This is a genomic window from Streptomyces poonensis (assembly GCF_014650915.1).
In the GTDB taxonomy this organism is placed as follows: Bacteria; Actinomycetota; Actinomycetes; order Streptomycetales; family Streptomycetaceae; genus Streptomyces; species Streptomyces poonensis.
Genome location: NZ_BMVW01000010.1, coordinates 11,777 through 36,999 on the forward strand (window position 1 = coordinate 11,777; position 25,223 = coordinate 36,999).

Sequence of the window (25,223 nt, forward strand, 5' to 3'; positions counted from 1 at the left end):
AGCGCGGGGCTGTCCGGGATAGCCGGGGGTTGTCCGTGGCGGTGCGGTCGCGTCGGCCGGCGGCTTCCGCATGGCCGGCCAGGTCTCAGCGGTTGCTCCAGCGGTCGCTCGCCTGGCGCCGTGCGGGCTCCGTCGGCCCGGTGTTCGCCTGTGTGGGGGACGGGCGGTCGTGGCCGTGGGGAGTTGTCCACAGGCGGTTGTCCACAGGGGTGGCCGGGCGGCGCGGGCATTGGCACAGTGGTGGGCATGCGGGGGTGGTGGCAGGACCTCACTGACCTGGTGCTGCCGGCCGAGTGCGGAGGCTGCGGGAGGCCTCGCACGGTGCTCTGCCCGGAGTGCCGTGCCGCTGCGACCGGCGCCGAACCGCGACGGGTACGGCCGGTCCCGGAGCCGCCCGGGCTGCCCGTGGTGTACGCGGCGGCTCCGTACGGTGACGCGGTGCGGGCCCTGCTCCTCGCCCACAAGGAACGCGGTGCGCTGGCCCTGGCCGCACCGCTCGGCACGGCCTTGGCCGGGGCCGTACGGGCAGTTCTGCGCGAGAGCAGGCGTGTGACGGAGGAAGTACGTGGCGACGGGGGCACGCCGGTGGGGATGCGTGCGGCGACATCTGTTTCGTCCGGGATGCGTGAGGAACCGGCCGTACGGGAACCCGTACTCCTCGTTCCCGTGCCGTCGGCGCGCAAGGCGGTACGGGCGCGAGGGCACGACCCGGCACGGCGGATCGCCTTGGCTGCCGCGGGAGAGCTGAGGCGTACGGGGACGCCGGCCCGGGTGCTCGGTGTGCTGCGGCAGCGCCGGGCGGTGGCCGACCAGTCGGGCCTCGACTCCCGGCAGCGGCTGGACAACCTCACCGGCGCCCTGACCGTCGCCGCCGGAGGAGGGCGGCTGCTGGCCGGTGGGCGGATCGTGCTCGTCGACGACCTGATGACGACCGGGGCGTCGCTGGCGGAGGCGGCCCGTGCCGTGCAGGCGGCGCGGCGGGAAACAGCCGTGTACGGCGGCATGGCCTGGGAAGGAACAGCGCAACGGATCGTGGGGGTGGCAGCAGTGACGAGAGAGGAGCCGGAGCACCCGACAGGGGCGGAGGCGGACCCGGCGGAAAGGGCACTGGGAATGGCGGGTACGAGCGGCGCCGGGGACGTTCTGCGCGATGTGCCGCGCGCCGCTGTGGTCGCTGCTTCGCCGGAAAGCTTTCGCTCTGAACCGGAACTGACCGAGGACTTACAGCGTTGCAGGTAATAAGAGGGGTAAGGCACCTGAACGGAGGTACGTCGGAGTAAAGGGTGACGCCGTCCGGCCGGGCGGGATATGTTCGGTTGTGAGGGAAGGCACGAGCTGTTCCTCGTATATCCGAAGGCCGCGCCGCGGGTTTGCGGGACTTACACGAAAACCCGTGTCGACAGGTGGAAGTCCCGCCGACGGTGAGGAGGTGGATGTCACCGAGTCCGGGGTTCCGGGATTCTCCGGAGCCTGGTGCACAAGGGAGACGCTCCGCCGGTGGAGCGGAGCGATCCGGGAACGGAGTTCTGCGTGGACATCGTCGTCAAGGGCCGCAAGACCGAGGTGCCTGAGCGGTTCCGGAAGCACGTGGCCGAGAAGCTGAAGCTGGACAAGATCCAGAAGCTCGACGGCAAGGTGATCAGCCTGGACGTCGAGGTGTCCAAGGAGCCCAACCCCCGACAGGCCGACCGCTCCGACCGAGTGGAGATCACACTCCGCTCCCGCGGCCCGGTGATCCGGGCGGAGGCAGCGGCCAGCGATCCGTACGCGGCGCTCGACCTGGCGGCGGACAAGCTCGAGGCCCGGCTGCGCAAGCAGCACGACAAGCGCCACACCCGTCGCGGTTCCCGACGCCTCACGGCGGCCGAGGTGCCCGACCACGTCCCCGGCGCGGCGACGCTGAACGGGAACGGCGGAGCCGTCCGTGAGGAAGCGCCGGACGATGTGCCCACCAAGAAGATGGGCTCGCTGGAAGTGCGGGGTGAAGGGCCTCTCGTCGTACGCGAGAAGACCCACGTCGCGTCCCCCATGACGCTCGACCAGGCGCTGTACGAAATGGAGCTCGTCGGGCACGACTTCTATCTGTTCGTCGACTCCGAGACGAAGGAACCGAGTGTCGTCTACCGGCGGCACGCCTACGACTACGGCGTCATCCACCTCAGCACGGATCCCATGGTGACCCAGGGGCAGCCGGTCACCGCGGGTGGTGCGCTCGGCGGCTGACCCGCCTGCCGGATGACGGGCCATCCGGTGCCCCTGGACGGTGCGTGCGCCCCCAGGGGCACCCCTGTGCGACCGTCCGGCTGCCCGCTCCGTCACCGCCCGGCCGTCCGGACGTGAAATTATGGCCGGACCGGCCCAACCGGTGGGCCGTTGCCTTGGGTTGGCGATGGCACAGGAACGCAGGCCACGGCCTTCTAGGGGGAGGAACGATGGCGGACAGCTTCGGACCGATGCGTGCCGAGGATGCCGGCGGCGGCGTCGTCGGCATGGGCCCGGAGGCGGGCTCCCCACGCAAGGAGCCCATCCGGGTCCTCGTCGTGGACGACCACGCGCTCTTCCGCCGCGGTCTGGAGATCGTGCTCGCGGCCGAGGAGGACATCCAGGTCGTCGGCGAGGCCGGTGACGGGGCGGAGGCGGTCGACAAGGCGGCCGACCTGCTGCCCGACATCGTCCTGATGGACGTGCGCATGCCCAAGCGCGGTGGCATCGAGGCGTGCACCTCCATCAAGGAGGTGGCCCCCAGCGCAAAAATCATCATGCTGACGATCAGCGACGAGGAGGCCGATCTCTACGACGCGATCAAGGCGGGCGCGACCGGATATCTTCTCAAGGAGATCTCCACGGACGAGGTGGCCACGGCCATTCGCGCGGTCGCCGACGGGCAGTCGCAGATCAGCCCCTCGATGGCGTCGAAGCTGCTCACGGAATTCAAGTCGATGATCCAGCGCACGGACGAACGGCGTCTTGTGCCGGCGCCGCGTCTGACCGACCGTGAGCTGGAGGTCCTCAAGCTCGTGGCCACGGGAATGAACAACCGCGACATCGCCAAGGAGTTGTTCATCTCCGAGAACACGGTGAAGAACCACGTACGGAACATCCTGGAGAAACTCCAGCTGCACTCCCGGATGGAAGCCGTGGTCTACGCGATGAGGGAAAAGATCCTGGAAATCCGCTGAGCTCTTCGCCGGACGCTCGGCCGGGCACTCTGCCAGGCGCTGAGCCGGTCACTCCGCCGCGCATCCGCCGAGCGCCCGGCGAATGGCGAAGGCGCGGGCCGGTTGTCATCACGCCAGTGCGCGGGCCAGTTCCCTGGCCAGCGGCTCGCCGAGCTCCGGGGCGTCCACGCGCTCCACACGTATGTCCGCGCAGTCCACCCAGGTCGCGGCCTCCAGCAGGGCCTGGGCCACGGCGGGAACCGCCTTGCGGTCCTGGAGGGTCACCTGCTTCGCCACCAGGGTGCGGCCGTCGCGGGCGGGGTCCACGCGGCCGACGATCCGGCCCCCCGCGAGGACGGGCATCGCGAAGTAGCCGTACACGCGCTTGCGCTTGGGGACATACGCCTCCAGGCGGTGTGTGAAGCCGAAGATGCGTTCTGTGCGGGCCCGCTCCCAGATCAGGGAGTCGAAGGGGGACAGGAGCGTCGTACGGTGGCGGCCGCGCGGCGGTGTCGCGAGGGCCGCCGGATCGGCCCAGGCGGGCCTGCCCCAGCCCTCGACCGTCACCGGGACCAGACCCGAGTCCGCGATCACCGCGTCGACCTGCTCCCCCTTGAGGCGGTGGTAGTCCGCGATGTCCGCGCGCGTGCCGACGCCGAGGGCCTCGCCGGCGAGGCGCACGAGACGGCGCAGGCACTCGGCGTCGTCCAGCTCGGTGTGCAGCAGGTCGTCCGGGATCGCCCGCTCGGCGAGGTCGTACACCCGCTTCCAGCCGCGGCGCTCCACACAGACCACCTCGCCGTACATCAGGGCACGCTCCACGGCGACCTTCTCACCGGACCAGTCCCACCACTCGCTGGTCCGCTTCGCGCCGCCCAGCTCCGTCGCCGTGAGCGGGCCCTCGGCGCGCAGCTGCTTGATCACTCGGTCGTACGCACCGTCCGGAAGAGCGTGGTTCCAGTGTGGACGGGCGCGGTAGGCGCGGCGGCGGAAGGCGAAGTGGGGCCACTCCTCGACGGGGAGGATGCAGGCCGCGTGCGACCAGTACTCGAAGGCGTGGGGCCGCGCCGGGGCCGTGCCCGGGGCGGTGCCCCAGTAGGCGCTCTCGACGGTCCTGCGGCCCACGGCGCCGAGGCGGGCGTACGACACGAGCTCATGCGAACGGGCCAGGACCGAGATGGTGTCCAGCTGGACCGCCCCCAGATGGCGCAGCACCCCCCGGACGCCCGCCCGGCGGTCGGGGGCGCCCAGGAAGCCCTGTGCGCGCAGGGCGATACGGCGGGCCTCGTCGGCGGAGAGTTCGGCGGTGGGACGCGGCAGGCTCGTCATGCCCCGCACGATAGGCGGTGCCACTGACAGCGGGGGCTGAGCTGCGAGGTCACGGTCCGGCCGACGGTGGGGCGCCCCTCCGTGACGGCCGGTCCGATGAGCGGGCGGTCGCCCGCGGCCGTCACGAGGGCGCCGGCAGGTACGCAGCCGTCGACGGGAGCCCCAGGTCCGACGGCAGCAGCGAGCCCACCCAGCAGTCCCGGCGCACGCCCTTGTTGTCGATGGCCGACCGGAGGACGCCCTCCACGGTGAAGCCCGCCTTCACAGCGACCGCGCGCGAGGCGTGGTTGCCCACCTCCGCGCGCCACTCCACGCGGTCCAGCCCGACCGAGGTGAACACCCAGCGGCAGACGGCGAGGACGGCCTCGGTGACGTAACCGTTGCCGCGGTGCTCCTTCGTCGCCCAGAAGCCGATCTCACCCGTGCCGAGGGGACGCACCAGGGTGAGCCCGAGCATGGCCGCCAGCTGCCCGGAGGGCAGGAAGGCGCCGAACGTGAACATCGAGTCGTTCGCCCAGCCACCGGGCGTCAGCTGCCCGACGAACCCTTCCGCGTGCTCCCGGAGATACGGCGACGGGACGGTGGTCCAGCGCTGGATGTCCGGGTCCTGGCAGGCCGCGTACACCGCGTCGGTGTCCTGCGGGCCCACCGTGCGCAGGAGCAGTCGGCCGGTGGTGAGAGTGACGGGGTCCATCGGGCGATTCTGCGCGGTGCGCGAAAAGGCCGCCAATCTTTTCAGGCGAATCCGGCGTGGATCGGGTACGGGAAGGGCCGTGTTCGGCCGGTTCCGGCACAGGACGGCACGGGGACGGGACGGTCGCGCGGGGGTGCGGGCGCGGATCGGCACCGTGTGAGCGCCCGACTACGATTCACGCATTTCGTGGACCCGACGCGGCACCATCCGCCACGCCCGTCCGTTGTCCTGGTTGGTTGTCACGGCCAGACCTCCCGGCGCGGCGGGGTCCTCGCTTACGATGGCCGTTGCTCAAAGCTGCTATCGACCCTGTCAGTACAACCGACCGTCCCAGGCCCGACCGGCAAGGAGACAAACCCCCGTGTCCGTCCTCTCGAAGATCATGCGTGCAGGCGAAGGCAAGATCCTGCGCAAGCTGCACCGCATCGCGGACCAGGTCAACTCCATCGAAGAGGACTTCACCGACCTCTCCGACGCCGAGCTGCGGGCCCTCACCGATGAGTACAAGCAGCGGTACCAGGACGGTGAGAGCCTGGACGATCTGCTGCCCGAGGCGTTCGCCACCGTCCGCGAGGCAGCCAAGCGCGTCCTCGGCCAGCGCCACTACGACGTGCAGCTGATGGGCGGCGCCGCCCTGCACCTGGGCTACGTGGCCGAGATGAAGACCGGTGAGGGCAAGACGCTGGTGGGCACCCTGCCCGCGTACCTGAACGCCCTGTCCGGCGAGGGCGTCCACCTCATCACGGTCAACGACTACCTGGCCGAGCGCGACTCCGAGATGATGGGCCGCGTCCACAAGTTCCTCGGTCTGAGCGTCGGCTGCATCCTCGCGAACATGACGCCGGCCCAGCGCCGCGAGCAGTACAGCTGCGACATCACGTACGGCACGAACAACGAGTTCGGCTTCGACTACCTCCGCGACAACATGGCGTGGTCCAAGGACGAGCTCGTCCAGCGCGGCCACAACTTCGCCATCGTCGACGAGGTCGACTCCATCCTCGTCGACGAGGCGCGTACGCCGCTGATCATCTCCGGCCCGGCGGACCAGGCCACCAAGTGGTACGGCGACTTCGCCAAGCTGGTCAAGCGCCTCAAGCGCGGTGAGGCCGGCAACCCCCTCAAGGGCATCGAGGAGACCGGCGACTACGAGGTCGACGAGAAGAAGCGCACGGTCGCCATCCACGAGTCCGGCGTCAGCAAGGTCGAGGACTGGCTGGGCATCGACAACCTCTACGAGTCGGTGAACACCCCGCTGGTGGGCTACCTGAACAACGCCATCAAGGCCAAGGAGCTCTTCAAGAAGGACAAGGACTACGTCGTCATCGACGACGAGGTCATGATCGTCGACGAGCACACCGGCCGTATCCTCGCCGGCCGCCGCTACAACGAGGGCATGCACCAGGCGATCGAGGCCAAGGAAGCGGTGCCGATCAAGGACGAGAACCAGACGCTCGCCACGATCACCCTGCAGAACTTCTTCCGCCTCTACAACAAGCTCTCCGGCATGACCGGTACGGCGATGACCGAGGCCGCCGAGTTCCACCAGATCTACAAGCTCGGCGTCGTCCCGATCCCGACCAACAAGCCGATGGTCCGCAAGGACCAGTCGGACCTGATCTACCGCACCGAGGTCGCGAAGTTCGACGCGGTCGTCGACGACATCGCCGAGAAGCACGAGAAGGGCCAGCCGATCCTCGTCGGCACCACCTCGGTCGAGAAGTCCGAGTACCTGTCGCAGCAGCTCGCCAAGCGGGGCATCCAGCACGAGGTGCTGAACGCCAAGCAGCACGACAGAGAGGCGACGATCGTCGCCCAGGCCGGCCGCAAGGGCGCCGTCACCGTGGCCACCAACATGGCGGGCCGCGGTACCGACATCAAGCTCGGCGGCAACCCCGAGGACCTCGCCGAGGCGGAGCTGCGCCAGCGCGGCCTCGACCCCGAGGAGCACATCGAGGAGTGGGCCGCGGCCCTGCCCGCCGCCCTGGAGAAGGCCGAGCAGGCCGTCAAGGAGGAGAAGGAAGAGGTCGAGGAGCTCGGCGGGCTCTACGTGCTCGGTACCGAGCGGCACGAATCCCGCCGGATCGACAACCAGCTGCGCGGCCGCTCCGGCCGTCAGGGCGACCCGGGCGAGTCCCGCTTCTACCTGTCCCTCGGCGACGACCTGATGCGCCTGTTCAAGGCCCAGATGGTCGAGCGCGTGATGTCCATGGCGAACGTGCCGGACGACGTGCCGATCGAGAACAAGATGGTCACGCGCGCGATCGCGTCCGCCCAGTCGCAGGTCGAGCAGCAGAACTTCGAGACCCGCAAGAACGTCCTCAAGTACGACGAGGTCCTCAACCGTCAGCGCGAGGTCATCTACGGCGAGCGGCGCCGCGTTCTGGAGGGCGAGGACCTGCGCGAGCAGATCCTGCACTTCATGGACGACACGATCGACGCGTACATCGCCGCCGAGACCGCCGAGGGCTTCGCCGAGGAGTGGGACCTCGACCGGCTGTGGGGCGCGTTCAAGCAGCTCTACCCGGTGAAGGTCACCGTCGAGGAGCTGGAGGAGGCGGCCGGCGACCGGGCCGGGCTGACCGCGGAGTTCATCGCCGAGTCCGTCAAGGACGACATCCACGCGCAGTACGAGTCGCGGGAGGAGCAGCTCGGCTCCGACATCATGCGTGAGCTGGAGCGCCGCGTCGTCCTGTCGGTCCTCGACCGCAAGTGGCGCGAGCACCTCTACGAGATGGACTACCTCCAGGAGGGCATCGGCCTGCGCGCGATGGCGCAGAAGGACCCGCTGGTCGAGTACCAGCGCGAGGGCTTCGACATGTTCACCGCCATGATGGACGGCATCAAGGAGGAGTCCGTCGGCTATCTGTTCAACCTGGAGGTCCAGGTCGAGCAGCAGGTCGAGGAGGTCCCCGTCGAGGACGCCGGGCCGGCTCCGTCGCTGGAGAAGCAGGACGCGGTGCCGGCCCAGGCGGGCGCCCGCCCGGAGATCCGCGCCAAGGGCCTGGAGGCCCCGCAGCGCCGGGAGCGGCTGCACTTCTCCGCGCCGACCGTGGACGGCGAGGGCGGCGTGGTCGAGGGCGACCTGGCCACCGACGACGAGCCCGTCCGCTCCGAGGCCGACGGCCTCACGCGCGCGGAGCGCCGCAAGCAGGCGAAGGGTGGCCGGCGCCGCAAGAAGTGACGGTCGCTCCGCGGAACGGTCCGTGGACCGCTCCGCGAAGAACAGCTGGAGCGACAGCTGGAGCGACAGCCGGAACAGCCGAGTGAGGGCCGGGCACCCCCAGGGGTGCCCGGCCCTCGGCGTCCCCGAGTGCTCCTCGGCCCTTCGCATCCCAGGTCCCGGCTCTCCCCGGGATCCTCAGTCGTCCTTCGAGTGCGGCATTCTCGGGCCGCCCAGCTCCACGGCCGCGCAGCGCCAGCGGTTGCCGGGGCCGTGCTCCAGCCGGAAGGCCATGGCGCGGAGCCGGTCGCCGGCGCCGATGCGGGCGAAGGCCTCGATGGCCCCGGGCCGGGGTACCTCATAGCCGATGTCGCGCACGACGGGGCGTGTGCCGCGCAGGGTGCGCAGCGGGCTGCGCTCGGCGAGCCAGGCCAGTTCGTCATAGGCGCGGCCCACGGTGTGCCGCAGCATGCTGTGTACCGGGCGCTGCCCGCTCAGTACCGCGAGCAGCAGCTCGGCGAAGTGATCGGTGGGGCGGGGCTGCGGAACGGAGGGCCGGAGAGGGACGGATCCCGAAGCTGCCGATGCTGGTGTCGAGCGGCCGTCGCCCCGGCGCGTGCGGGCCGGTGGGCCGCCGGGGCGACGGGTCTCGTGGCGGTTGGGCGGGCGAGTGGGCGGGCGGGTGCCAGGGGTGCTGCACCTGGTCCTGGTCATGACCTTGTTCATGGGGTCCCCGTTGTGTGAGGTGGTGACCAGTGCCGACGGTTGATACTGGTCGGTAACTCTTTGTGGGAGACCTTGTACGGGGCCCCGCGCGGCAGCCGCAAGGGAACCCGGAGGTGCCACGGGGCGGCCGGAACGTTCACCTATCAGGGTGATGCGGCGGAGTGGAGCACGTGGGGTTCCCGGGGCGTGCCGGGTGAACCGCGAGGTGACGGGTGGACGCCGCCGAGGGCGCGGGCGGGGGCCCGATGGGGGACCCCACACGTATCCTGGTGACTCTCCGGAGGCGCGGGGCCGCCGGACGGGTTCCACAGGACCCGGACGTCCTCCGTGTACCGCCGGTGGCCCGTCCCGACTACGAAAGCGGCTCGCCATGCGCGTCTACGTCCCTCTGACCCTCCCCGGTCTCGCCGAGGCGTACAAGACCGGCGAGCTGGGAGACGGACCGTTCGTCGCGTACGCCGTGACGCCGGCACTGCGCGAGTGGTACCTCTCCGACGACATCGAGGAGCTGGAGTACGCCGCGCTCAACCGCGCCGCCCTCGCCTCCCTCCGGCTCCTCGCGGTGGACCCCGGGTCCGCCCGGCGGCGGGTCGTCGTCGCCGCGGACGTACCCGACGGGGCGGCCGTGGCCGACCCGGACCGAGGGCTCGACCCCGCGGCGCTCGGCGAGGTACGGGTGTCCGGCCCCGTGCCGCTGGCCAAGGCCGCCGCCGTACATGTCGACGCGGACGACGCCGAGGCCGACGTCTCGGCGGCCGCGGCCGCTCTGGGCGCGGCGGACCAGGGCGACGACGACGCCCAGTTCACCGTGGACGGGGCCGGGGACCACGAGCTGCTGTGGTACGCGACGCAGGAGATCCCCAACCTGGTGGGCCTGGCGGACTGACCGGCTGCTGCCCGTCCGCCGTCCGGCCGCTGCCCGTCCACCGTCCGGCCGCCGACCGTGCGTAGCCGGTCACGGTCCGTTGTCAGTGGCTGCGGGTACTTTCTTCGTATGGGGAAGCACGGAGCAGCGCACATCGTCTGGGACTGGAACGGCACCCTGTTCCACGACAACGACGCGATCATCGGAGCGACGAACGCCGCCTTCGCGGAGCTCGGCCTGGAGCAGATCACGCTGGAGCGGTACCGGGCGCTGTACTGCGTGCCGGTGCCGAAGTTCTACGAGCGGCTGATCGGCCGGCTGCCGACGGACGACGAGTGGGAGGTCATGGACGCGATCTTCCACCGGCACTACGCGGAGCACCGCACGGCCTGCGGGCTCACCGAGGGCGTGCCGGCGCTGCTCGCCGACTGGGCGTCGGCCGGGCGCAGCCAGTCCATCCTGAGCATGTACGGGCACGAGGAACTGGTCCCGCTGGTCCGGGGCTTCGGGATCGAGCCGCACTTCATACGCGTCGACGGGCGGACCGGACCGTCCGGCGGCAGCAAGGCCGAGCACATGGTGCGGCACCTGTCCGCGCTGGCCGGTCCGGACCCCTCGAGCGTGGTCGTGATCGGGGACGCGGCCGATGACGCCATATCGGCGCGGCACGTCGGCGCCCAGGCCGTGCTCTACACCGGGGGGTCCCACAGCCGCGCCAGCCTCGAGGCCGTGGGCGTGCCCGTGGTCGACACCCTGGAGGAGGCGGTGACGGAGGCGGAGCGGCTGGTGGCGTGAGGCGTTTTCCGCGGCTCCGCGGCCGCGGTGGAGGAGCCCGCGGCGTCAGGTCACCGGCGCCTTCGCCCGCAGCACCGTGAGGAACTCCCGCATCCAGCGGGAGTGGTCCGGCCAGGCGCGGGACGAGACGAGCGTGCCGTCGACGACCGCCTCGGCGTCCTGGAAAGTGGCGCCGGCGGCCTGCATGTCCAGCTCCAGCGCCGGGTACGCCGTGACGCGGCGGCCGCGGAGGGCGCCGACGGCGGCGGTCAGCAGCGGGCCGTGGCAGATCTGGGCCACCGGCTTGTCCGTGTCGAAGAAGGACTTCAGGATCTTGCGGAGCTCGGGGTCGTTGCGGAGGTACTCCGGAGCCCGGCCGCCGGGGACGACCAGGGCGGCGTACTGGCCGGGGTCGACCTCCGAGAAGGCGAGGTCGGCGGGCCAGGTGTAGCCGGGCTTCTCGGTGTACGTGTCGAAGCCGGGTTCGAAGTCGTGGACGACGAACCGGAGTTTCTTGCGGGCGGGGGCCGCGATGTGGACCTCGTAACCCTCCTCCCGCAGGCGCTGGTAGGGGTACAGGACCTCCAGTGACTCCGCGGCGTCGCCGGTGACGATCAGGACCTTGGCTGACATGTCGCTGTGCTCCTCTCGATGTGGTGGACGCGCCACGGCTGGGCGTCATGGGCAACGTGCCTCGCGGCGAAGGGCTTGCCAAGGGGGCGTGCGTCTTGCGCCATGCGACCCCGAATACGTCATCACCTCACCTTCCGCCTCTTGTCCCTGTGCGGAACGTCAAACTTCGACCCCCGGTTTTGTACACATACGGCTCATGACGGGGCACCCGTCCGGAGCGATAGCCTTGTGAGGTGATCAGCGCGATAGTTCGCGGGGGCCTCGTCGTCCCTGCCCTGCGCCCGGTGAGCACGGCCGACAGCCGTGGCCGGGCGGCGGTCGCCGATCCGTCCGGGCGGGAGGGAGCCGGAAGCGCTCCCACGACGCCGGAGACTCCCCGAGGCGGCTCGTCGAGAGCAGCATCACACCTTTCGGGGATGCCGAAATTGGCCGATAACCCCTCGCCCCTCTCACCCTGCGGCATAGCGTCGGAACAGACCGGACACCCCGTGTCTCGGCGTCGCGTCGAAGGGCAGTACACCCTGTTTACCCGTTTCACCCAGTTTTCCCGTACCACCTTCAACGTCACGCAACGGCGCGCGACAGGAGCCAGAGGACAATGCAGACCAAGCTGGACGAAGCCAAGGCCGAGCTGCTCGATCGGGCCGCTCGGGTAGCTGAGAACAGTCCGGTCGGGGGGCACCTACCGACCGGGACGACAGGCGAGGGCGCCCCGGACCGGGACACCGTGCTCGCCTACCTCCAGCGCTACTACCTGCACACCGCCCCGGAGGACCTCACCGACCGCGACCCGGTCGACGTCCTCGGAGCCGCTTTCTCGCACTACCGGCTGGCCGAGAACCGCCCGCAGGGCACCGCCAGCGTGCGGGTGCACACCCCGACCGTCGAGGAGAACGGCTGGACGTGCAGCCACTCCGTCGTCGAGGTCGTCACGGACGACATGCCCTTCCTCGTCGACTCCGTCACCAACGAGCTGTCCCGTCAGGGACGCGGCATCCACGTCGTCATCCACCCGCAGATCGTCGTCCGGCGCGATGTCACCGGACGGCTGATCGAGCTCCGCACCGACAGCCCGGCCGCCGGCGAGCTGCCGCACGACGCCCACGTCGAGTCCTGGATCCACGTCGAGATCGACCGTGAGACCGACCGCGCCGACCTGAAGCAGATCACCGCCGATCTGCTGCGGGTGCTGTCCGACGTGCGCGAGGCCGTCGAGGACTGGGAGAAGATGCGCGACGCGGCGGTCCGTATCGCCGACGAGCTGCCCGCCGAACCCGTCGCGGACGACCTGCGCCGCGAGGAGATCGAGGAGGCCCGCGAGCTGCTGCGCTGGCTGGCGGACGACCACTTCACCTTCCTCGGGTACCGGGAGTACCGCCTGCGGGACGACGACTCGCTCGCCGCCGTCGCCGGCACCGGGCTCGGCATCCTGCGCGCCGACCCCAAGCACCACGGCGAGGACGACCACCCCGTCAGCCCGTCCTTCGAGCGCCTTCCGGCCGACGCCCGCGCCAAGGCCCGCGAGCACCGGCTGCTCGTCCTCACCAAGGCCAACAGCCGCGCCACCGTGCACCGGCCGAGCTACCTCGACTACGTGGGCGTGAAGAAGTTCGACGCCGAGGGGAACGTGATCGGGGAGCGGCGGTTCCTCGGGCTGTTCTCGTCCGCCGCGTACACCGAGTCCGTGCGCCGGGTGCCCGTCGTCCGCCGCAAGGTGGAGGAGGTGCTCCGGCGCGCCGGGTTCTCGCCCAACAGCCACGACGGACGCGACCTGCTGCAGATCCTGGAGACGTACCCGCGCGACGAGCTCTTCCAGACGCCCGCCGGAGAACTGCTCTCCATCGTCACCTCCGTGCTCTACCTCCAGGAGCGGCGCCGGCTCCGGCTCTACCTGCGCCAGGACGAGTACGGGCGCTACTACTCCGCCCTCGTCTACCTGCCGCGCGACCGGTACACCACGGCGGTGCGGCTGCGCATCATCGAGATCCTCAAGGAGGAACTCGGCGGCATCAGCGTCGACTTCACGGCCTGGAACACCGAGTCGGTGCTCTCCCGGCTGCACTTCGTGGTCCGTGTCCCGCAGGGCACCGAGCTGCCCCACCTCAGCGACGCCGACAAGGAGCGCATCGAGACGCGGCTGGTGGAGGCCACCCGCTCCTGGGCCGACGGCTTCGGCGAGGCGCTGAACGCCGAGTTCGGCGAGGAGCGCGCGGCCGAGCTGCTGCGCCGGTACGGAGGCGCCTTCACCGAGGGCTACAAGGCCGACCACTCCCCGCGCTCCGCCGTCGCGGACCTCGTCCGCCTCGAGGAGCTCGGCACGGCGGAGGACGGCGAGGACTTCGCGCTCAGCCTGTACGAGCCCGTGGGGGCGGGCCCCGGCGAGCGCCGCTTCAAGATCTACCGCAAGGGCGGGTCGGTCTCCCTGTCCGCGGTCCTGCCCGTGCTCAGCCGGCTCGGTGTCGAGGTCGTCGACGAGCGGCCGTACGAGCTGCGCTGCGCGGACCGTACGACCGCCTGGATCTACGACTTCGGGCTGCGGATGCCCAAGTCGGAGAACGGCAACGGGGACTCCCTGGGCGACGGCGGACGCGAGCGGTTCCAGGAGGCCTTCGCGGCGACCTGGACCGGGCGCGCCGAGAACGACGGGTTCAACGCGCTGGTGCTCAGCGCCGGGCTGACCTGGCGGCAGGCCATGGTGCTGCGGGCGTACGCGAAGTACCTGCGGCAGGCGGGCTCCACGTTCAGCCAGGACTACATGGAGGACACCCTCCGGCACAACGTCCACACCACCCGCCTGCTCGTGTCGCTGTTCGAGGCGCGGATGTCGCCGGACCGGCAGAAGGCCGGCCACGAGCTCGTCGACGCGCTGCTGGAGGAACTCGACAGCGCCCTCGACCAGGTGGCGAGCCTCGACGAGGACCGGATCCTGCGGTCCTTCCTGACCGTCATCAAGGCCACCCTGCGGACCAACTTCTTCCAGGAGGCGCGGGGCGGCAGGTCGCACGAGTACGTCTCCATGAAGTTCGACCCGCAGGCCATCCCGGACCTCCCGGCGCCGCGCCCGGCGTACGAGATCTGGGTGTACTCGCCGCGCGTGGAGGGCGTGCACCTGAGGTTCGGCAAGGTCGCGCGCGGTGGTCTGCGCTGGTCGGACCGGCGCGAGGACTTCCGTACCGAGATCCTCGGCCTGGTCAAGGCGCAGATGGTGAAGAACACCGTCATCGTGCCGGTGGGCGCCAAGGGCGGCTTCGTCGCCAAGCAGCTGCCGGACCCGGGCGTGGACCGTGACGCCTGGCTGGCCGAGGGCGTCGCCAGCTACAGGACGTTCATCTCCGCCCTGCTCGACATCACCGACAACATGGTGGCCGGCGAGGTCGTGCCGCCCGCCGACGTCGTCCGGCACGACGAGGACGACACGTACCTCGTCGTCGCGGCCGACAAGGGCACGGCGACCTTCTCCGACATCGCCAACGAGGTCGCGCAGAGCTACAACTTCTGGCTCGGCGACGCCTTTGCCTCCGGTGGCTCGGCGGGCTACGACCACAAGAAGATGGGCATCACCGCGCGCGGTGCCTGGGAGTCCGTCAAGCGGCACTTCCGCGAGCTGGGCGTGGACACCCAGGCCGAGGACTTCACGGTGGTCGGCATCGGCGACATGTCCGGTGACGTGTTCGGCAACGGCATGCTGCTGAGCGAGCACATCCGCCTGGTCGCCGCCTTCGACCACCGGCACATCTTCATCGACCCGACCCCGGACGCGGCCACCTCGTACGCCGAGCGCCGCCGGCTGTTCGAGCTGCCGCGCTCCTCGTGGGCCGACTACGACACCGCGCTGCTGTCGGCGGGCGGCGGCGTGTTCGAGCGGACCGCCAAGGCGATCCCGCTCAACAAGCACATCCGGGACGCCCTCGGCATCGAGGCGGGCGTCGGCAAGATGACCCCCGCCGACCTGATGAAGGCGATCCTGCAGGCGCCGGTCGACCTGCTGTGGAACGGCGGCATCGGTACGTACGTCAAGGCGTCCGCCGAGTCGCACGCGGACGTCGGCGACAAGGGCAACGACGCCATCCGCGTCGACGGCAAGGACCTCCGGGCCAAGGTCGTCGGCGAGGGCGGCAACCTGGGCCTGACCCAGCTGGGCCGGATCGAGTTCGCGCGGCAGGGCGGCCGGATCAACACCGACGCCATCGACAACAGCGCGGGCGTGGACACCTCCGACCACGAGGTGAACATCAAGATCCTGCTCAACGGCCTGGTCACCGACGGCGACATGACCGTCAAGCAGCGCAACAAGCTGCTCGCCGAGATGACCGACGAGGTCGGCGCGCTGGTGCTGCGCAACAACTACGCGCAGAACACGGCGCTCGCCAACGCCCTCGCCCAGTCCAAGGACATGCTCCACGCCCAGCAGCGGTTCATCCGTCATCTGGTGCGCGCGGGCCGGCTCGACCGGGCGCTGGAGTTCCTCCCCACCGACCGCCAGATCCGCGAGCGCCTCGCCGGCGGGCACGGCCTGACCGGCCCGGAGACGGCCGTGCTGCTGGCCTACACGAAGATCACGGTCGCCGAGGAGCTGCTGCACACCTCGCTGCCCGACGACCCGTATCTGCGCGGCCTGCTGCACGCGTACTTCCCGACGGCGCTGCGCGAGCAGTTCGCCGAGCACATCGACAGCCACCCGCTGCGCCGTGAGATCACCACGACCGTGCTGGTCAACGACACGGTCAACACGGGCGGTACGACCTATCTGCACCGGCTGCGGGAGGAGACCGGAGCCTCGCTGGAGGAGATCGTCCGGGCGCAGACCGCGGCCCGCGCGATCTTCCGCTCGGGGCCGGTGTGGGACGCGGTGGAGGCCCTGGACAACAAGGTCGAGGCCGAGGTGCAGACCCGGATCCGGCTGCACTCGCGCCGGCTGGTCGAGCGCGGTACGCGCTGGCTGCTCAACAACCGGCCGCAGCCGCTGGAGCTCACCGAGACCATCGCGTTCTTCGAGGAGGGCGTGGGCCGGGTCTGGGCCGAGCTGCCCAAGCTGCTGCGCGGCGCGGACCTGGAGTGGTACCAGAAGATCCACGACGAGCTGGCGGACGCGGGCGTCCCGGAGGAACTCGCCACACGGGTGGCCGGGTTCTCCTCCGCCTTCCCGGCGCTCGACATCGTCACGGTGGCCCACCGGGTGGACCGGGACCCGCTGGAGGTCGCCGAGGTCTACTACGACCTCGCGGACCGGCTGCGGATCACCCAGCTCATGGACCGCATCATCGAGCTGCCCCGCGCCGACCGCTGGCAGTCCATGGCCCGCGCGGCGATCCGCGAGGACCTGTACGCGGCCCACGCGGCGCTCACGTCCGACGTCCTGTCGGCGGGCAACGGCACGTCGACGCCCGAGCAGCGCTTCAAGGTGTGGGAGCAGAAGAACGCGCCGATCCTGAGCCGGGCGCGCACGACGCTGGAGGAGATCCACGGGTCGGACTCCTTCGACCTGGCGAACCTGTCGGTGGCGATGCGGACGATGCGGACGCTGCTGCGCAGCCAGTAGGGCGAACGAAGGCGGGGGCGCCCCCGGGCCCTGGTGGGTCCGGGGGCGCCCCCGTTCGGCGCGCGGGGAGTGCCTTTCCGGGGCAAACAGGATGTTCGGGTTATCGTTGCCCCGATTGTCCGACAGGCGACAGGGAGGACCCGGGCCCGTGACAGTGAACCTCGCCGGAGTGCGCGGGCCCGCCCGGGGCACCGGTGCCTTTCCGGCGCGTGTACGGACCCGTCGTCTCGCCGTCGAGGTCGTGAAGTTCGGGATCGTCGGCGGCAGCGGAGTCGGCGTCAACCTCCTGGTCTTCAACGCCCTGCTGCACGGCTGGGCCGTGCCGCCCATGGTGGCCACGGTGATCGCCAGCTGCCTCGCCATGGCCACCAACTACCTGGGCTTCCGCTTCTTCGCCTACCGCGACCGGGCGGCGCGCGCCCGGCGTCAGATCGCCCTGTTCCTCGTCTTCAGCTGCCTCGGCATCCTCATGGAGAGCGGGCTGTTCTACGTCGCCCATGACGGCCTGGGCCTGAGCGGACCGGTCGGTTCCAATGTGGCGAAGGCCCTGTCGATCGGGCTCGCCTCGGCGTTCCGCTTCCTCGTCTACCGGACGTGGGTGTTCGCCCGGGCTACTTCTTCCCGCCCGTGAACTTCTCGTACTCCTTCAGCACGTCCGCCGTCGGCCCGTCCATGCGCAGTTCGCCGCGCTCCAGCCACAGCACCCGGTCGCAGGTGTCCCGGATCGACTTGTTGTTGTGGCTGACCAGGAAGACGGTGCCCGCGTGCTTGCGCAGTTCGCGGATACGGGCCTCGGAGCGCTTCTGGAAGGAGCGGTCGCCGGTGGCGAGGGCCTCGTCGACGAGGAGGACGTCGTGGTCCTTGGCGGCGGCGATGGAGAACCGCAGCCGCGCGGCCATGCCGGAGGAGTACGTGCGCATCGGCAGCGTGATGAAGTCGCCCTTCTCGTTGATCCCGGAGAAGTCGACGATTTCCTGGTAGCGCTCCCTGACCTGGTCGCGGGACATGCCCATGGCGAGGCCGCCGAGGAAGACGTTGCGCTCGCCGGTGAGGTCACTCATCAGGGCCGCGTTGACGCCGAGGAGGGAGGGCTGGCCGTCGGTGTAGATGCGGCCGTTCTCCACGGGCAGCAGGCCGGCGACGGCCTTGAGGAGGGTGGACTTGCCGGAGCCGTTCGTCCCGATCAGTCCGATGGCCTCCCCGCGGTACGCGGTGAAGGACACGTTCCGCACCGCGTGCACCCTGCGGACGCCCGCCGCCTTCTCGGTCTTCTTCCGGCGCAGGATGCGGTTGAGCGCGGCGGTGGCGGTGCCACGGCCGGCGCCGGTGCCGTTGACGCGGTAGACGATGTCGACGCGGTCGGCGATGACGGTGGGGACGCGCTCGGCGGTGTCGGTGCCGTGCGTGCTCCGCGGGCCCTCGGCGGGGCGGGTGATGGTGTCAGCCACGGCCGTACGTCTCCTCAGCCTTCCAGAAGTAGATGAAGCCGCCGATGCCGGCGAGCAGGGCCCAGCCCAGGGCGACGGCCCAGACGTGGTCGGGGAGCTGGCTCCCCTGGAAGCTGTCGATCAGCGCGAACCGCATGAGGTCGATGTAGACGGCGGCCGGGTTGTACTCCAGCACGGTGTGCACCCAGGACGGGAGGTCGCGGTCGGCGAGGACCACGTCGAGGCTCCACATCACGCCCGACGCGTACATCCAGGTGCGCAGCACGAACGGCATCAGCTGGGAGACGTCGGGCGTCTTCGCCCCGAAGCGGGCCATGGCCATCGCCACGCCCGCGTTGAACGTGAACTGCAGTACGAGCGCGGGCACGATCAGCAGCCAGGACGCGGTGACGGGGACGCCGCAGGCGAGCAGGATGACGACCAGCACGATCATCGAGAACAGCAGCTGCTGGAGCTGTTGCAGACAGTACGACAGGGGCAGCGAGGCCCGTGGGAAGTGCAGGGCGCGGACGAGACCGAGGCTGCCGGAGACGGCCTTCGTGCCCGCCATGATCGAGCTCTGCGTGAACGTCCACACGAAGACGCCGGTCACCAGGAACGGCACGTAGTCGGGCACGCCCCGCTTGGTGCCCATCAGGACGCCGAAGATCAGGTAGTAGACCGCGGCGTTCAACAGCGGGTTCACGACCTGCCAGAGCTGGCCGAGCTTGGCTTGGCTGTACTGCGCGGTGAGCTTGGCGGTGGCGAAGGCGGTGATGAAGTGCCGGCGCGCCCACAGCTGCCGTACGTACTGCGGCAGCGAGGGCCGGGCGCCGCTGACGCTGAGGCCGTGGCGCGCGGCGAGCTGCGCGGGGGACTCGGCGGCGGCCGGTGCGGAGCCGGCCGTCGTCGGGGGCGGTGTGTGGAGGACCTGGCTCACATCCGCTGCTTTCGCTCGGGGGGTGGCGTCCCGCGCTCCGCTCTCGTGCGGGGTTACGTCGGGACGGGACCGTATCGTCGCAACGTGAGAGTAGGGGTGATCGACGTCGGAACGCAACCGTTTCGTCGTAACGCCCCTATGCTGGTCGGCATGACTGCGAACGCCGACGCCGCCGACGCCTCCGGGGCGCCGCCGCGCAGGCCGCGCCGACGGGCTCCCGCCGGGGCTGCCGTGCTGCGCGAGGACGTGACGGAGGCCATCCGCGCCGCGGTCTTCGAGGAACTCGCGGCCGTCGGCTACGCCCGGATGTCCATCGAGGGCATCGCGCGCCGCGCGGGCGTGGGCAAGACGGCGGTCTACCGCCGCTGGCGCTCGAAGCTCCACCTGGTCCTGGATCTGGTCTCGGCCGTGGCGGTGCAGGGCCTGCCGGTGCCGGACACAGGAGCGCTCGAGACGGATCTGTGGCTGCTGTACGAGGTGACCTCCCGGGCCCTGCGCCACCCGGTGGCCGGCCAGGTCATCCCCGATCTCCAGGCGGAGGCGGCCCGCAACCCGGAGATCGCCGAGGCCCTGCAGAAGGCCCTGCGCGAGGGGCAGCAGGGCGTCGCGAGCGGCATCGTCCGGGCGGCGGCCGGGCGCGGCGAGATCCGTGCGGACGTCGACGAGGACCTGGCCCTGGACCTGATCTCCGGCCCGCTCTACTGGCGTGCGGTGGTGGTCCGTACGCCGAAGAAGCTGCCGAAGGACTATCTGCGGGGCCTGGCCAGGGCGACGACGGCGGCGCTCAAGGCGCTGTAGGGGGCGCGCTCTTCGCTGTAGGGGGCCGTTGCGTCAGAACGACACAGGCGTCCGTGCGGGATGCCGGAGTGCTCGGCGTCCCGCACGGAAGACCGGCGGCGGAGGGCCGTGGCGCCCGGCCGTGCCGCGCCACAGCCGGGCGAAGGAGAGCGCCGCCGCGGCCGTCAGCAGGCCGTTGCGCAGGAGCAGCAGCGCACAGCCCGTCCAGGTGCCGTGAATGACCTCCTTGTAGAGCGGGGGGTACATCACCGCGGTGACCGCCGTGGCCGCGACGAGCAGCGCGGCGACCGGGCGCTGAGCGGTGTGCCGCGAGGTCAGGCACACGGCGGCGAGCCCCAGCAGCCACACCATGTACTGCGGGCTGATCACCCTGCTGGTGACGGTGAGGAGCAGGACGGCGCACAGCGCGGCGTCGTACGGAGTGGCCGGTGACCAGCGGCGGGCCCGCAGCCGCCACAGCAGCAGGGCGCCGAGGGCGGCGGCGGTCAGGGCGAGCGAGGCCGCGGCCGCCTGCGGCACGTACGGGCCCACGTACTCCAGCGCGCCGTACCGGTAGCGCACGGTCCCCTCCCAGCCGGCCCGGCGGGCCAGTGCCAGGGCCGTGCCGCCCAGCGACTCGATCTGCACGCCCCGCCCGCCCTGCTGGCGCAGGAAGCCGAACGGATGCGGGAAGAGGACGGCGAGCGCGGCCAGCAGTACGCCCGTGGTGACCACGGCCGCCGTCCAGGTCTCCTTCGTCGTCCGGCCCCGGGGCGTGCCGATCACCGCCAGCGCGGGCCAGATCTTCACCAGGGCGCCCAGGGCGGCCAGCGCACCGCACGCGCGCGGGGACCCCGTCATCGCCAGCAGGGCGACGACGGCGAAGGCGGTGACCTGCACGTCGTAGCGCGCCAGCGGCAGGTGCAGCAGCAGCGGCAGGGCCGCGGTCCACAGGGCGGCGCCGCGCAGGCTGTGCCCGGAACGTGTCCCCGCGCGCGTGAGGGCGATCGCGATGACGGCGTCCGCGGCGAGGGTCAGCGTCACGAAGGCCTGGAAGTACGTCAGGCCGGGCAGCGCCCCGGGCGCCAGCAGCACGGGCCCGGCGCCCGGCGGGTACTGCCACAGCGGGTCGCCCGCCGGATAGGCGCCCTGCGACAGGACGCCGTACCACCGGGCGTACAGGTGATGGACCTCGCGGGCGACGCCACCGCCACCCAGAAGGCGCGCATGGTCATGGGTGAGCACCCACAGCATCAGGGCGCGCGTGGCCAGCCAGACGGCGGCGAGGGGCAGCGGGCGGGAACGGACGAGGGAGAACAGACGGGCGCGGAGGTGGGGGAGCAGGGGGGACGGGAGGAGGGGAGGGAGGGGGAGAAGGGCGAGAAGGCGGGATCGGCGTCTCATCAGCCGGGATCGTAGGCGGCATGTACGCCGTAACCGCGGTGATACGCCGTCGAAGCAGGAAAAGGTGACTATAGGTGACCAGTCGGAACGAACCGCCCGCGCGGGCTACAGGCAGTCCGGTGTCTGCTCCAGTGCCGCCGCGTCCAGGGTGGTCGTCAGGCGGTCGAGCCGGGTGCGCAGGTCGAGCAGTTCGTCGAGGTCGAAGCCGGTCGCGGCCACGATGTGGCGCGGTACCTGGAGCGCTCTCTCCCGCAGGGCCACACCCTCCTCGGTCGGCCGCACGTTCACCGACCGCTCGTCGCGCGCACTGCGTTCGCGCCGCACCAGTCCCGCCGCCTCCAGTCGCTTCAACAGCGGCGACAGGGTGCCGGAGTCGAGGCGCAGACGCTCGCCGACCTTCTTCACGGGCAGCTCGCCGTGCTCCCACAGCACCAGCATCACCAGGTACTGCGGGTAGGTGAGGCCGAGATCCTTCAGGAGCACCCGGTAGACGCCGTTGAAGGCGCGCGAGGCAGCGCTCAGCGAGAAGCAGATCTGCTTCTCGAGGCGGAGCAGGTCGCCTTCTTCGGGAGCCCCGGGAGCCCCGGGAGCCCCGGGGGCCCGGGATGCGGCGGTGGCGCGGCTCGTGGTCATGACACAAGGGTACGTCGGAACGGCATTTAGTTGTGCACAATTGAATTGTGTGCTCTACTCGTCCCGTGAGGCGGCCGCACGCGCCGCCGCAACGACTGACTCCGAGAGGGATGGTCATCCATGGACGCGATCTACACCGCTGTCGCCACCGCCACCCACGGCCGCGCGGGACGCGCCGTCTCCTCCGACGGCAAGCTCGACCTCCAGCTGGCTCCCCCGGTGGAGATGGGCGGCAACGGCGAGGGCACCAACCCCGAGCAGCTCTTCGCCGCCGGGTACGCCGCCTGCTTCGCCAGCGCCCTCGGCGTCGTCGGCCGCCAGGCGAAGGTCGACGTCAGCGACGCCGCCGTGACCGGCGAGGTCGGCATCGGCAAGCAGGGCGAGGGCTTCGCGCTGAAGGTGACGCTGCGCGTGGAGCTGCCGGACACCGTGGACGAGGAGACCGGCCGCAAGCTGGTCGAGCAGGCCCACCAGGTCTGCCCCTACTCCAACGCCACCCGCGGCAACATCCCGGTCGACCTCGTCATCGAGTAGGGCACACGCCCCCGCGTCCGGCCCGGCGTCCGTCAGCGTCCCGGCCGCCCCGTGGGACGCCAGGGGGCCGGGGGCCGGGTGGGCGTGGGGTGCGACGTCGCTGTCATGCGGCTGCTTTCGGCTAGGGGCTGCGGTTCCAGGGCTTCGGTTCCGGGACTCCGGCCCGCGGGCCGGAGGACGCTGCAGCGGTCAGAGGGCGTCGTGCACGGCGACCCGGCCGCCGGGCACCGTCACGGTCTCCGGCGACGACGGGAACGCCGGCGGGAACGCCGACGGGAACGCAGGCGGGAACGACCCCGCGGGTCCGGGCACGGACGCCGTCGGCCGCTCCGCCGGCGAGGGCACCGGACGCCGCTCGGCGAGCGGCACCACCGGCGGCAGCCCCGCAGCTCCGGCTCCGGTCCTGGTCCCGGTCCGGATCTCGGTCTCGCCCAGCACCACCCGGCGCACCACCCGCTCGGCGGCGTGCCCGTCGTCGTACGGGCAGAAGCGCGCCCGGAAGGCCGCCCTCAGCTGGGTCGAGCGCGAGCCGCGCCAGTGGCCGGTGGCGAAGATATCGATCAGCTCGTCCTCACCGCGCGCCACCGCGCCCGGCGGGAACGACGACGCGCCGGACGAGGTGGAGGAGTCGCGGTAGGTACCGCGGGCCGCCTCGTACGCCTCCCGGTCGTCGTCCAGGAGCACGATCGGGCGGTCGAGGTTCGCGTAGTCGAACATCAGGGACGAGTAGTCGGTGATCAGCGCGTCCGACGCCAGGCACAGGTGCTCGACGCTCGGGTGGCCGGTCACGTCGAGGAGCCGTCCGCCGGCGGCGCGGACCGCCGGGGCGTCGTACGCCCGGGCGTCGGGCGGGGCGCCGTCGGCGTGGTGGGCCCGTGCCAGCAGCACGAAGCGCGGGCCGAGCCGGCGCAGCACGCGCTCCAGGTCCAGGGCCGTGCGTGGGCCGCTGCGGTGGTCGCGGTACGTCGGCGCGTACAGGACGGCGATCGCGCCCTCGGGGACGCCGAGCGAGGCGCGCAGCCGGTCCACGTCCATCGAGGTCGCTCGCTGGAACACGTCGTTGCGCGGCAGGCCGTACTCCAGCGTCTCGTACCCGGCGGGGAAGACCCGCTCCCACACCAGCGTGGAGTGCCGGTTGCCGGACAGGACGAAGTCCCACTGGTCGGCGCCGCACAGCAGTCCCGCGGTGTCCGTGCCGCGGGCGGCGGCCGGGCGGCCCCGGAGATCGAGGCCCATGCGCTTGACCGGGGTGCCGGCCTGCGTCTGCACCATGACCTGCCCGGCACGCTTGACCAGCCGGGTGTCGAACTCGGCGTTGGTGACGAGGTACTTGGCACGCGCCAGCGCCGTCCAGTACCCGACCGAGCCGGGCACCACCCGGCGGGTCGCCGTCGGAAGCGTGTGGTGGTGCTCGGGGCGGGCGGCCCACGCGGTCCGGACGTGTGGGGCGTACGTGCGGAACGCCTCCTCCAGCGCGCCCGGGTTGCAGCAGTAACCGCGGCCGTCGTACGCGGAGAACAGGGCGCGGTCCGCGCGCAGCGGCAGCAGCCGCTGGACGCGGTAGTGCAGCCGGAGCGCGCCCCGCCCGGCAGCGCGCAGCGCCGCCGTGAGCACACCCAGGCCGTGTCTGCCCGCGCGTGCCGCGAGCGACAGCGCCCGGTACGTGCGGTGGGCGCCCAGCCGGACGAGCAGATGCCGCAGCCGCCGGTGACCCCGGACGGGGACGCCGGGCACCCGGTAACGGGCGTAGTGGACGCGCGCCCGGCGCAGGAACTCGGCGCGGGTGCCGCGCGGCAGCCGTACGCGCCGGGAGAACACCGTCACCAAGTGGTCGACCATGCGGCGGAACAGCGCCGGGCGCCAGTGGGCGAGCCACGGCCGGGCGTCGACGTAGGCGAAGAGCCGGTCGTACTGCTCGAAGACGTCGAAGTGGCGGCGGCTGGTCGTGCCGAGGATGCCGCCCCGGCGCAGCTGCCGGTAGTGCACGCAGGAGCGGTCCAGGGTGGCGATCGAACCGGCCGCCATCAGCACCGGATACGTCCACGGCACGTTCTCGTAGTAGCCGGGCGGGAACGTGAAGCCCTCCCGGTCGAGGAACTCCCGGCGGCACGCCTTGTTCCACACCGCCATCGGGGCCGACAGCAGCGAGGGGCGGTCGTCGAGGCGGAAGGGCGCCGGGCCCTCCTCCGTGAGCCGCGTGGCCCGCTGGGGGCGCACCGTCTCGCCGGACCACAGGACGCGCGTGTAGTCGTAGACCAGGACGTCGGGGTCGCCGGTCTCCTTGACGCGGTCGGCGATCGCCCGCAGCGCGTCCGGGGTGAGGGTGTCGTCACCGTCCAGGAAGAGCACGTAGTCGCCGACGGCGAGGTCCAGTCCCGTGTTGCGGGCCGGCCCGAGCCCCTCGTTCGCGGGCAGGTGCACGGGCCGTACGCGCGGATCGCGGGCCGCGTACTCGTCGGCGATCGCGCCGCAGGCGTCCGGCGAGCAGTCGTCCACGACGATCAGTTCGAGATCGGAGAAGGACTGGGTCAGCACGGAATCCAGGCACTCGTGCAGATAGGCCTGCACCCCGTGGGCGGGGACGATGACACTGAACCTGGGCAAGAGGGCATCCATGGGTCGGCGCGGCG

At 71.3% G+C, this 25,223-nt stretch carries 19 protein-coding genes; 10 read left to right on the plus strand and 9 right to left on the minus strand.

What is annotated here, in order from left to right:
* The first annotated feature begins 246 nt into the window (after window positions 1-246).
* The 3 genes from IE242_RS23000 (at window position 247) to IE242_RS23010 (ending at window position 3,179) form a co-directional block, all read left to right on the plus strand.
* Entirely contained in the window at window positions 247-1,239 is a 993-nt protein-coding gene (locus IE242_RS23000; protein ID WP_189862229.1) for a ComF family protein, read from the plus strand.
* 291 nt (window positions 1,240-1,530) lie between these two features.
* Window positions 1,531-2,223, plus strand: coding sequence for a ribosome hibernation-promoting factor, HPF/YfiA family (hpf, locus tag IE242_RS23005; RefSeq protein WP_373299566.1), 693 nt, complete (start codon window positions 1,531-1,533; stop codon window positions 2,221-2,223).
* Between the two features lie 209 nt (window positions 2,224-2,432).
* Window positions 2,433-3,179, plus strand: coding sequence for a response regulator (locus IE242_RS23010; RefSeq protein ID WP_189862233.1), 747 nt, complete (start codon window positions 2,433-2,435; stop codon window positions 3,177-3,179).
* Between the two features lie 108 nt (window positions 3,180-3,287).
* Here IE242_RS23010 and IE242_RS23015 read toward each other — a convergent pair whose 3' ends face one another.
* Window positions 3,288-4,487 carry a winged helix-turn-helix domain-containing protein gene (locus IE242_RS23015; RefSeq protein ID WP_189862235.1) on the minus strand — a complete coding sequence of 400 codons (1,200 nt, stop codon included), beginning with the start codon at window positions 4,485-4,487 and terminating at the stop codon, window positions 3,288-3,290.
* A gap of 121 nt (window positions 4,488-4,608) precedes the next feature.
* Complete coding sequence (locus IE242_RS23020; protein WP_189862237.1) at window positions 4,609-5,181, minus strand: GNAT family N-acetyltransferase; 573 nt, start codon at window positions 5,179-5,181, stop codon at window positions 4,609-4,611.
* A 361-nt stretch (window positions 5,182-5,542) separates the two neighbouring features.
* On the opposite strand from IE242_RS23020, the gene secA reads away from it, so the two are divergent.
* The gene (gene secA / locus IE242_RS23025) at window positions 5,543-8,362 is read left to right on the plus strand and encodes a preprotein translocase subunit SecA (RefSeq protein WP_189862244.1); all 2,820 of its coding nucleotides are present in this window, start codon (window positions 5,543-5,545) and stop codon (window positions 8,360-8,362) included.
* Window positions 8,363-8,539: 177 nt separating this feature from the next.
* Here the strand turns inward: secA and IE242_RS39250 are convergent, their stop codons facing one another.
* Complete coding sequence (locus IE242_RS39250) at window positions 8,540-9,067, minus strand: Rv3235 family protein (RefSeq protein ID WP_189862246.1); 528 nt, start codon at window positions 9,065-9,067, stop codon at window positions 8,540-8,542.
* A gap of 370 nt (window positions 9,068-9,437) precedes the next feature.
* Here IE242_RS39250 and IE242_RS23035 point away from each other — a divergent pair, with 370 nt between their 5' ends.
* Together IE242_RS23035 and IE242_RS23040 are read left to right on the plus strand one after the other, a co-directional pair.
* The gene (locus IE242_RS23035; RefSeq protein ID WP_189862248.1) at window positions 9,438-9,953 is read left to right on the plus strand and encodes a DUF6912 family protein; all 516 of its coding nucleotides are present in this window, start codon (window positions 9,438-9,440) and stop codon (window positions 9,951-9,953) included.
* A gap of 108 nt (window positions 9,954-10,061) precedes the next feature.
* Window positions 10,062-10,727 (plus strand): HAD family hydrolase, encoded by a 666-nt coding sequence (locus tag IE242_RS23040; RefSeq protein ID WP_189862250.1) that lies wholly within the window; start codon window positions 10,062-10,064, stop codon window positions 10,725-10,727.
* 45 nt (window positions 10,728-10,772) lie between these two features.
* Here IE242_RS23040 and IE242_RS23045 read toward each other — a convergent pair whose 3' ends face one another.
* Window positions 10,773-11,339: a DJ-1/PfpI family protein gene (locus IE242_RS23045; RefSeq protein ID WP_189862252.1), complete on the minus strand. Its 567-nt coding sequence runs from the start codon at window positions 11,337-11,339 to the stop codon at window positions 10,773-10,775.
* 598 nt (window positions 11,340-11,937) lie between these two features.
* On the opposite strand from IE242_RS23045, the gene IE242_RS23050 reads away from it, so the two are divergent.
* Together IE242_RS23050 and IE242_RS23055 are read left to right on the plus strand one after the other, a co-directional pair.
* Window positions 11,938-16,878 carry an NAD-glutamate dehydrogenase gene (locus IE242_RS23050; RefSeq protein ID WP_189862254.1) on the plus strand — a complete coding sequence of 1,647 codons (4,941 nt, stop codon included), beginning with the start codon at window positions 11,938-11,940 and terminating at the stop codon, window positions 16,876-16,878.
* A gap of 148 nt (window positions 16,879-17,026) precedes the next feature.
* The gene (locus IE242_RS23055; RefSeq protein ID WP_229859328.1) at window positions 17,027-17,509 is read left to right on the plus strand and encodes a GtrA family protein; all 483 of its coding nucleotides are present in this window, start codon (window positions 17,027-17,029) and stop codon (window positions 17,507-17,509) included.
* Here IE242_RS23055 and IE242_RS23060 read toward each other — a convergent pair.
* Complete coding sequence (locus IE242_RS23060; RefSeq protein ID WP_373299567.1) at window positions 17,490-18,326, minus strand: ABC transporter ATP-binding protein; 837 nt, start codon at window positions 18,324-18,326, stop codon at window positions 17,490-17,492. The genes IE242_RS23055 and IE242_RS23060 overlap by 20 nt on opposite strands.
* Window positions 18,319-19,245 carry an ABC transporter permease gene (locus IE242_RS23065; RefSeq protein WP_189862257.1) on the minus strand — a complete coding sequence of 309 codons (927 nt, stop codon included), beginning with the start codon at window positions 19,243-19,245 and terminating at the stop codon, window positions 18,319-18,321. The genes IE242_RS23060 and IE242_RS23065 overlap by 8 nt, the downstream gene beginning before the upstream one ends.
* A 150-nt stretch (window positions 19,246-19,395) precedes the next feature.
* On the opposite strand from IE242_RS23065, the gene IE242_RS23070 reads away from it, so the two are divergent.
* On the plus strand, window positions 19,396-20,043 hold the full coding sequence (locus tag IE242_RS23070) for a TetR/AcrR family transcriptional regulator (protein WP_373299568.1): 648 nt from the start codon (window positions 19,396-19,398) through the stop codon (window positions 20,041-20,043).
* 33 nt (window positions 20,044-20,076) lie between these two features.
* On the opposite strand, the gene IE242_RS23075 is transcribed toward IE242_RS23070, so the two are convergent.
* Window positions 20,077-21,276 carry a glycosyltransferase 87 family protein gene (locus IE242_RS23075; protein ID WP_229859359.1) on the minus strand — a complete coding sequence of 400 codons (1,200 nt, stop codon included), beginning with the start codon at window positions 21,274-21,276 and terminating at the stop codon, window positions 20,077-20,079.
* A gap of 255 nt (window positions 21,277-21,531) precedes the next feature.
* Window positions 21,532-22,059 (minus strand): MarR family winged helix-turn-helix transcriptional regulator, encoded by a 528-nt coding sequence (locus IE242_RS23080; RefSeq protein WP_189862263.1) that lies wholly within the window; start codon window positions 22,057-22,059, stop codon window positions 21,532-21,534.
* A gap of 120 nt (window positions 22,060-22,179) precedes the next feature.
* On the opposite strand from IE242_RS23080, the gene IE242_RS23085 reads away from it, so the two are divergent.
* A complete protein-coding gene (locus IE242_RS23085; protein WP_189862265.1) occupies window positions 22,180-22,593 on the plus strand; it encodes an organic hydroperoxide resistance protein in 414 nt (137 codons plus the stop codon).
* A 189-nt stretch (window positions 22,594-22,782) separates the two neighbouring features.
* Here IE242_RS23085 and IE242_RS23090 read toward each other — a convergent pair whose 3' ends face one another.
* The gene (locus IE242_RS23090; RefSeq protein ID WP_189862267.1) at window positions 22,783-25,197 is read right to left on the minus strand and encodes a bifunctional glycosyltransferase/CDP-glycerol:glycerophosphate glycerophosphotransferase; all 2,415 of its coding nucleotides are present in this window, start codon (window positions 25,195-25,197) and stop codon (window positions 22,783-22,785) included.
* Window positions 25,198-25,223 lie beyond the last annotated feature (26 nt).

Bases quoted from the DNA above. Each gene is read 5' to 3' on its own strand.
- IE242_RS23000 (WP_189862229.1), top strand. From the start codon at position 247: ATGCGGGGGTGGTGGCAGGACCTCACTGACCTGGTGCTGCCGGCCGAG.
- IE242_RS23010 (WP_189862233.1), top strand. From the start codon at position 2,433: ATGGCGGACAGCTTCGGACCGATGCGTGCCGAGGATGCCGGCGGCGGC.
- IE242_RS23015 (WP_189862235.1), bottom strand. From the start codon at position 4,487: ATGACGAGCCTGCCGCGTCCCACCGCCGAACTCTCCGCCGACGAGGCC.
- IE242_RS23020 (WP_189862237.1), bottom strand. From the start codon at position 5,181: ATGGACCCCGTCACTCTCACCACCGGCCGACTGCTCCTGCGCACGGTG.
- IE242_RS39250 (WP_189862246.1), bottom strand. From the start codon at position 9,067: ATGAACAAGGTCATGACCAGGACCAGGTGCAGCACCCCTGGCACCCGC.
- IE242_RS23035 (WP_189862248.1), top strand. From the start codon at position 9,438: ATGCGCGTCTACGTCCCTCTGACCCTCCCCGGTCTCGCCGAGGCGTAC.
- IE242_RS23040 (WP_189862250.1), top strand. From the start codon at position 10,062: ATGGGGAAGCACGGAGCAGCGCACATCGTCTGGGACTGGAACGGCACC.
- IE242_RS23045 (WP_189862252.1), bottom strand. From the start codon at position 11,339: ATGTCAGCCAAGGTCCTGATCGTCACCGGCGACGCCGCGGAGTCACTG.
- IE242_RS23050 (WP_189862254.1), top strand. From the start codon at position 11,938: ATGCAGACCAAGCTGGACGAAGCCAAGGCCGAGCTGCTCGATCGGGCC.
- IE242_RS23070 (WP_373299568.1), top strand. From the start codon at position 19,396: ATGACTGCGAACGCCGACGCCGCCGACGCCTCCGGGGCGCCGCCGCGC.
- IE242_RS23075 (WP_229859359.1), bottom strand. From the start codon at position 21,276: ATGCTGTGGGTGCTCACCCATGACCATGCGCGCCTTCTGGGTGGCGGT.
- IE242_RS23080 (WP_189862263.1), bottom strand. From the start codon at position 22,059: ATGACCACGAGCCGCGCCACCGCCGCATCCCGGGCCCCCGGGGCTCCC.
- IE242_RS23085 (WP_189862265.1), top strand. From the start codon at position 22,180: ATGGACGCGATCTACACCGCTGTCGCCACCGCCACCCACGGCCGCGCG.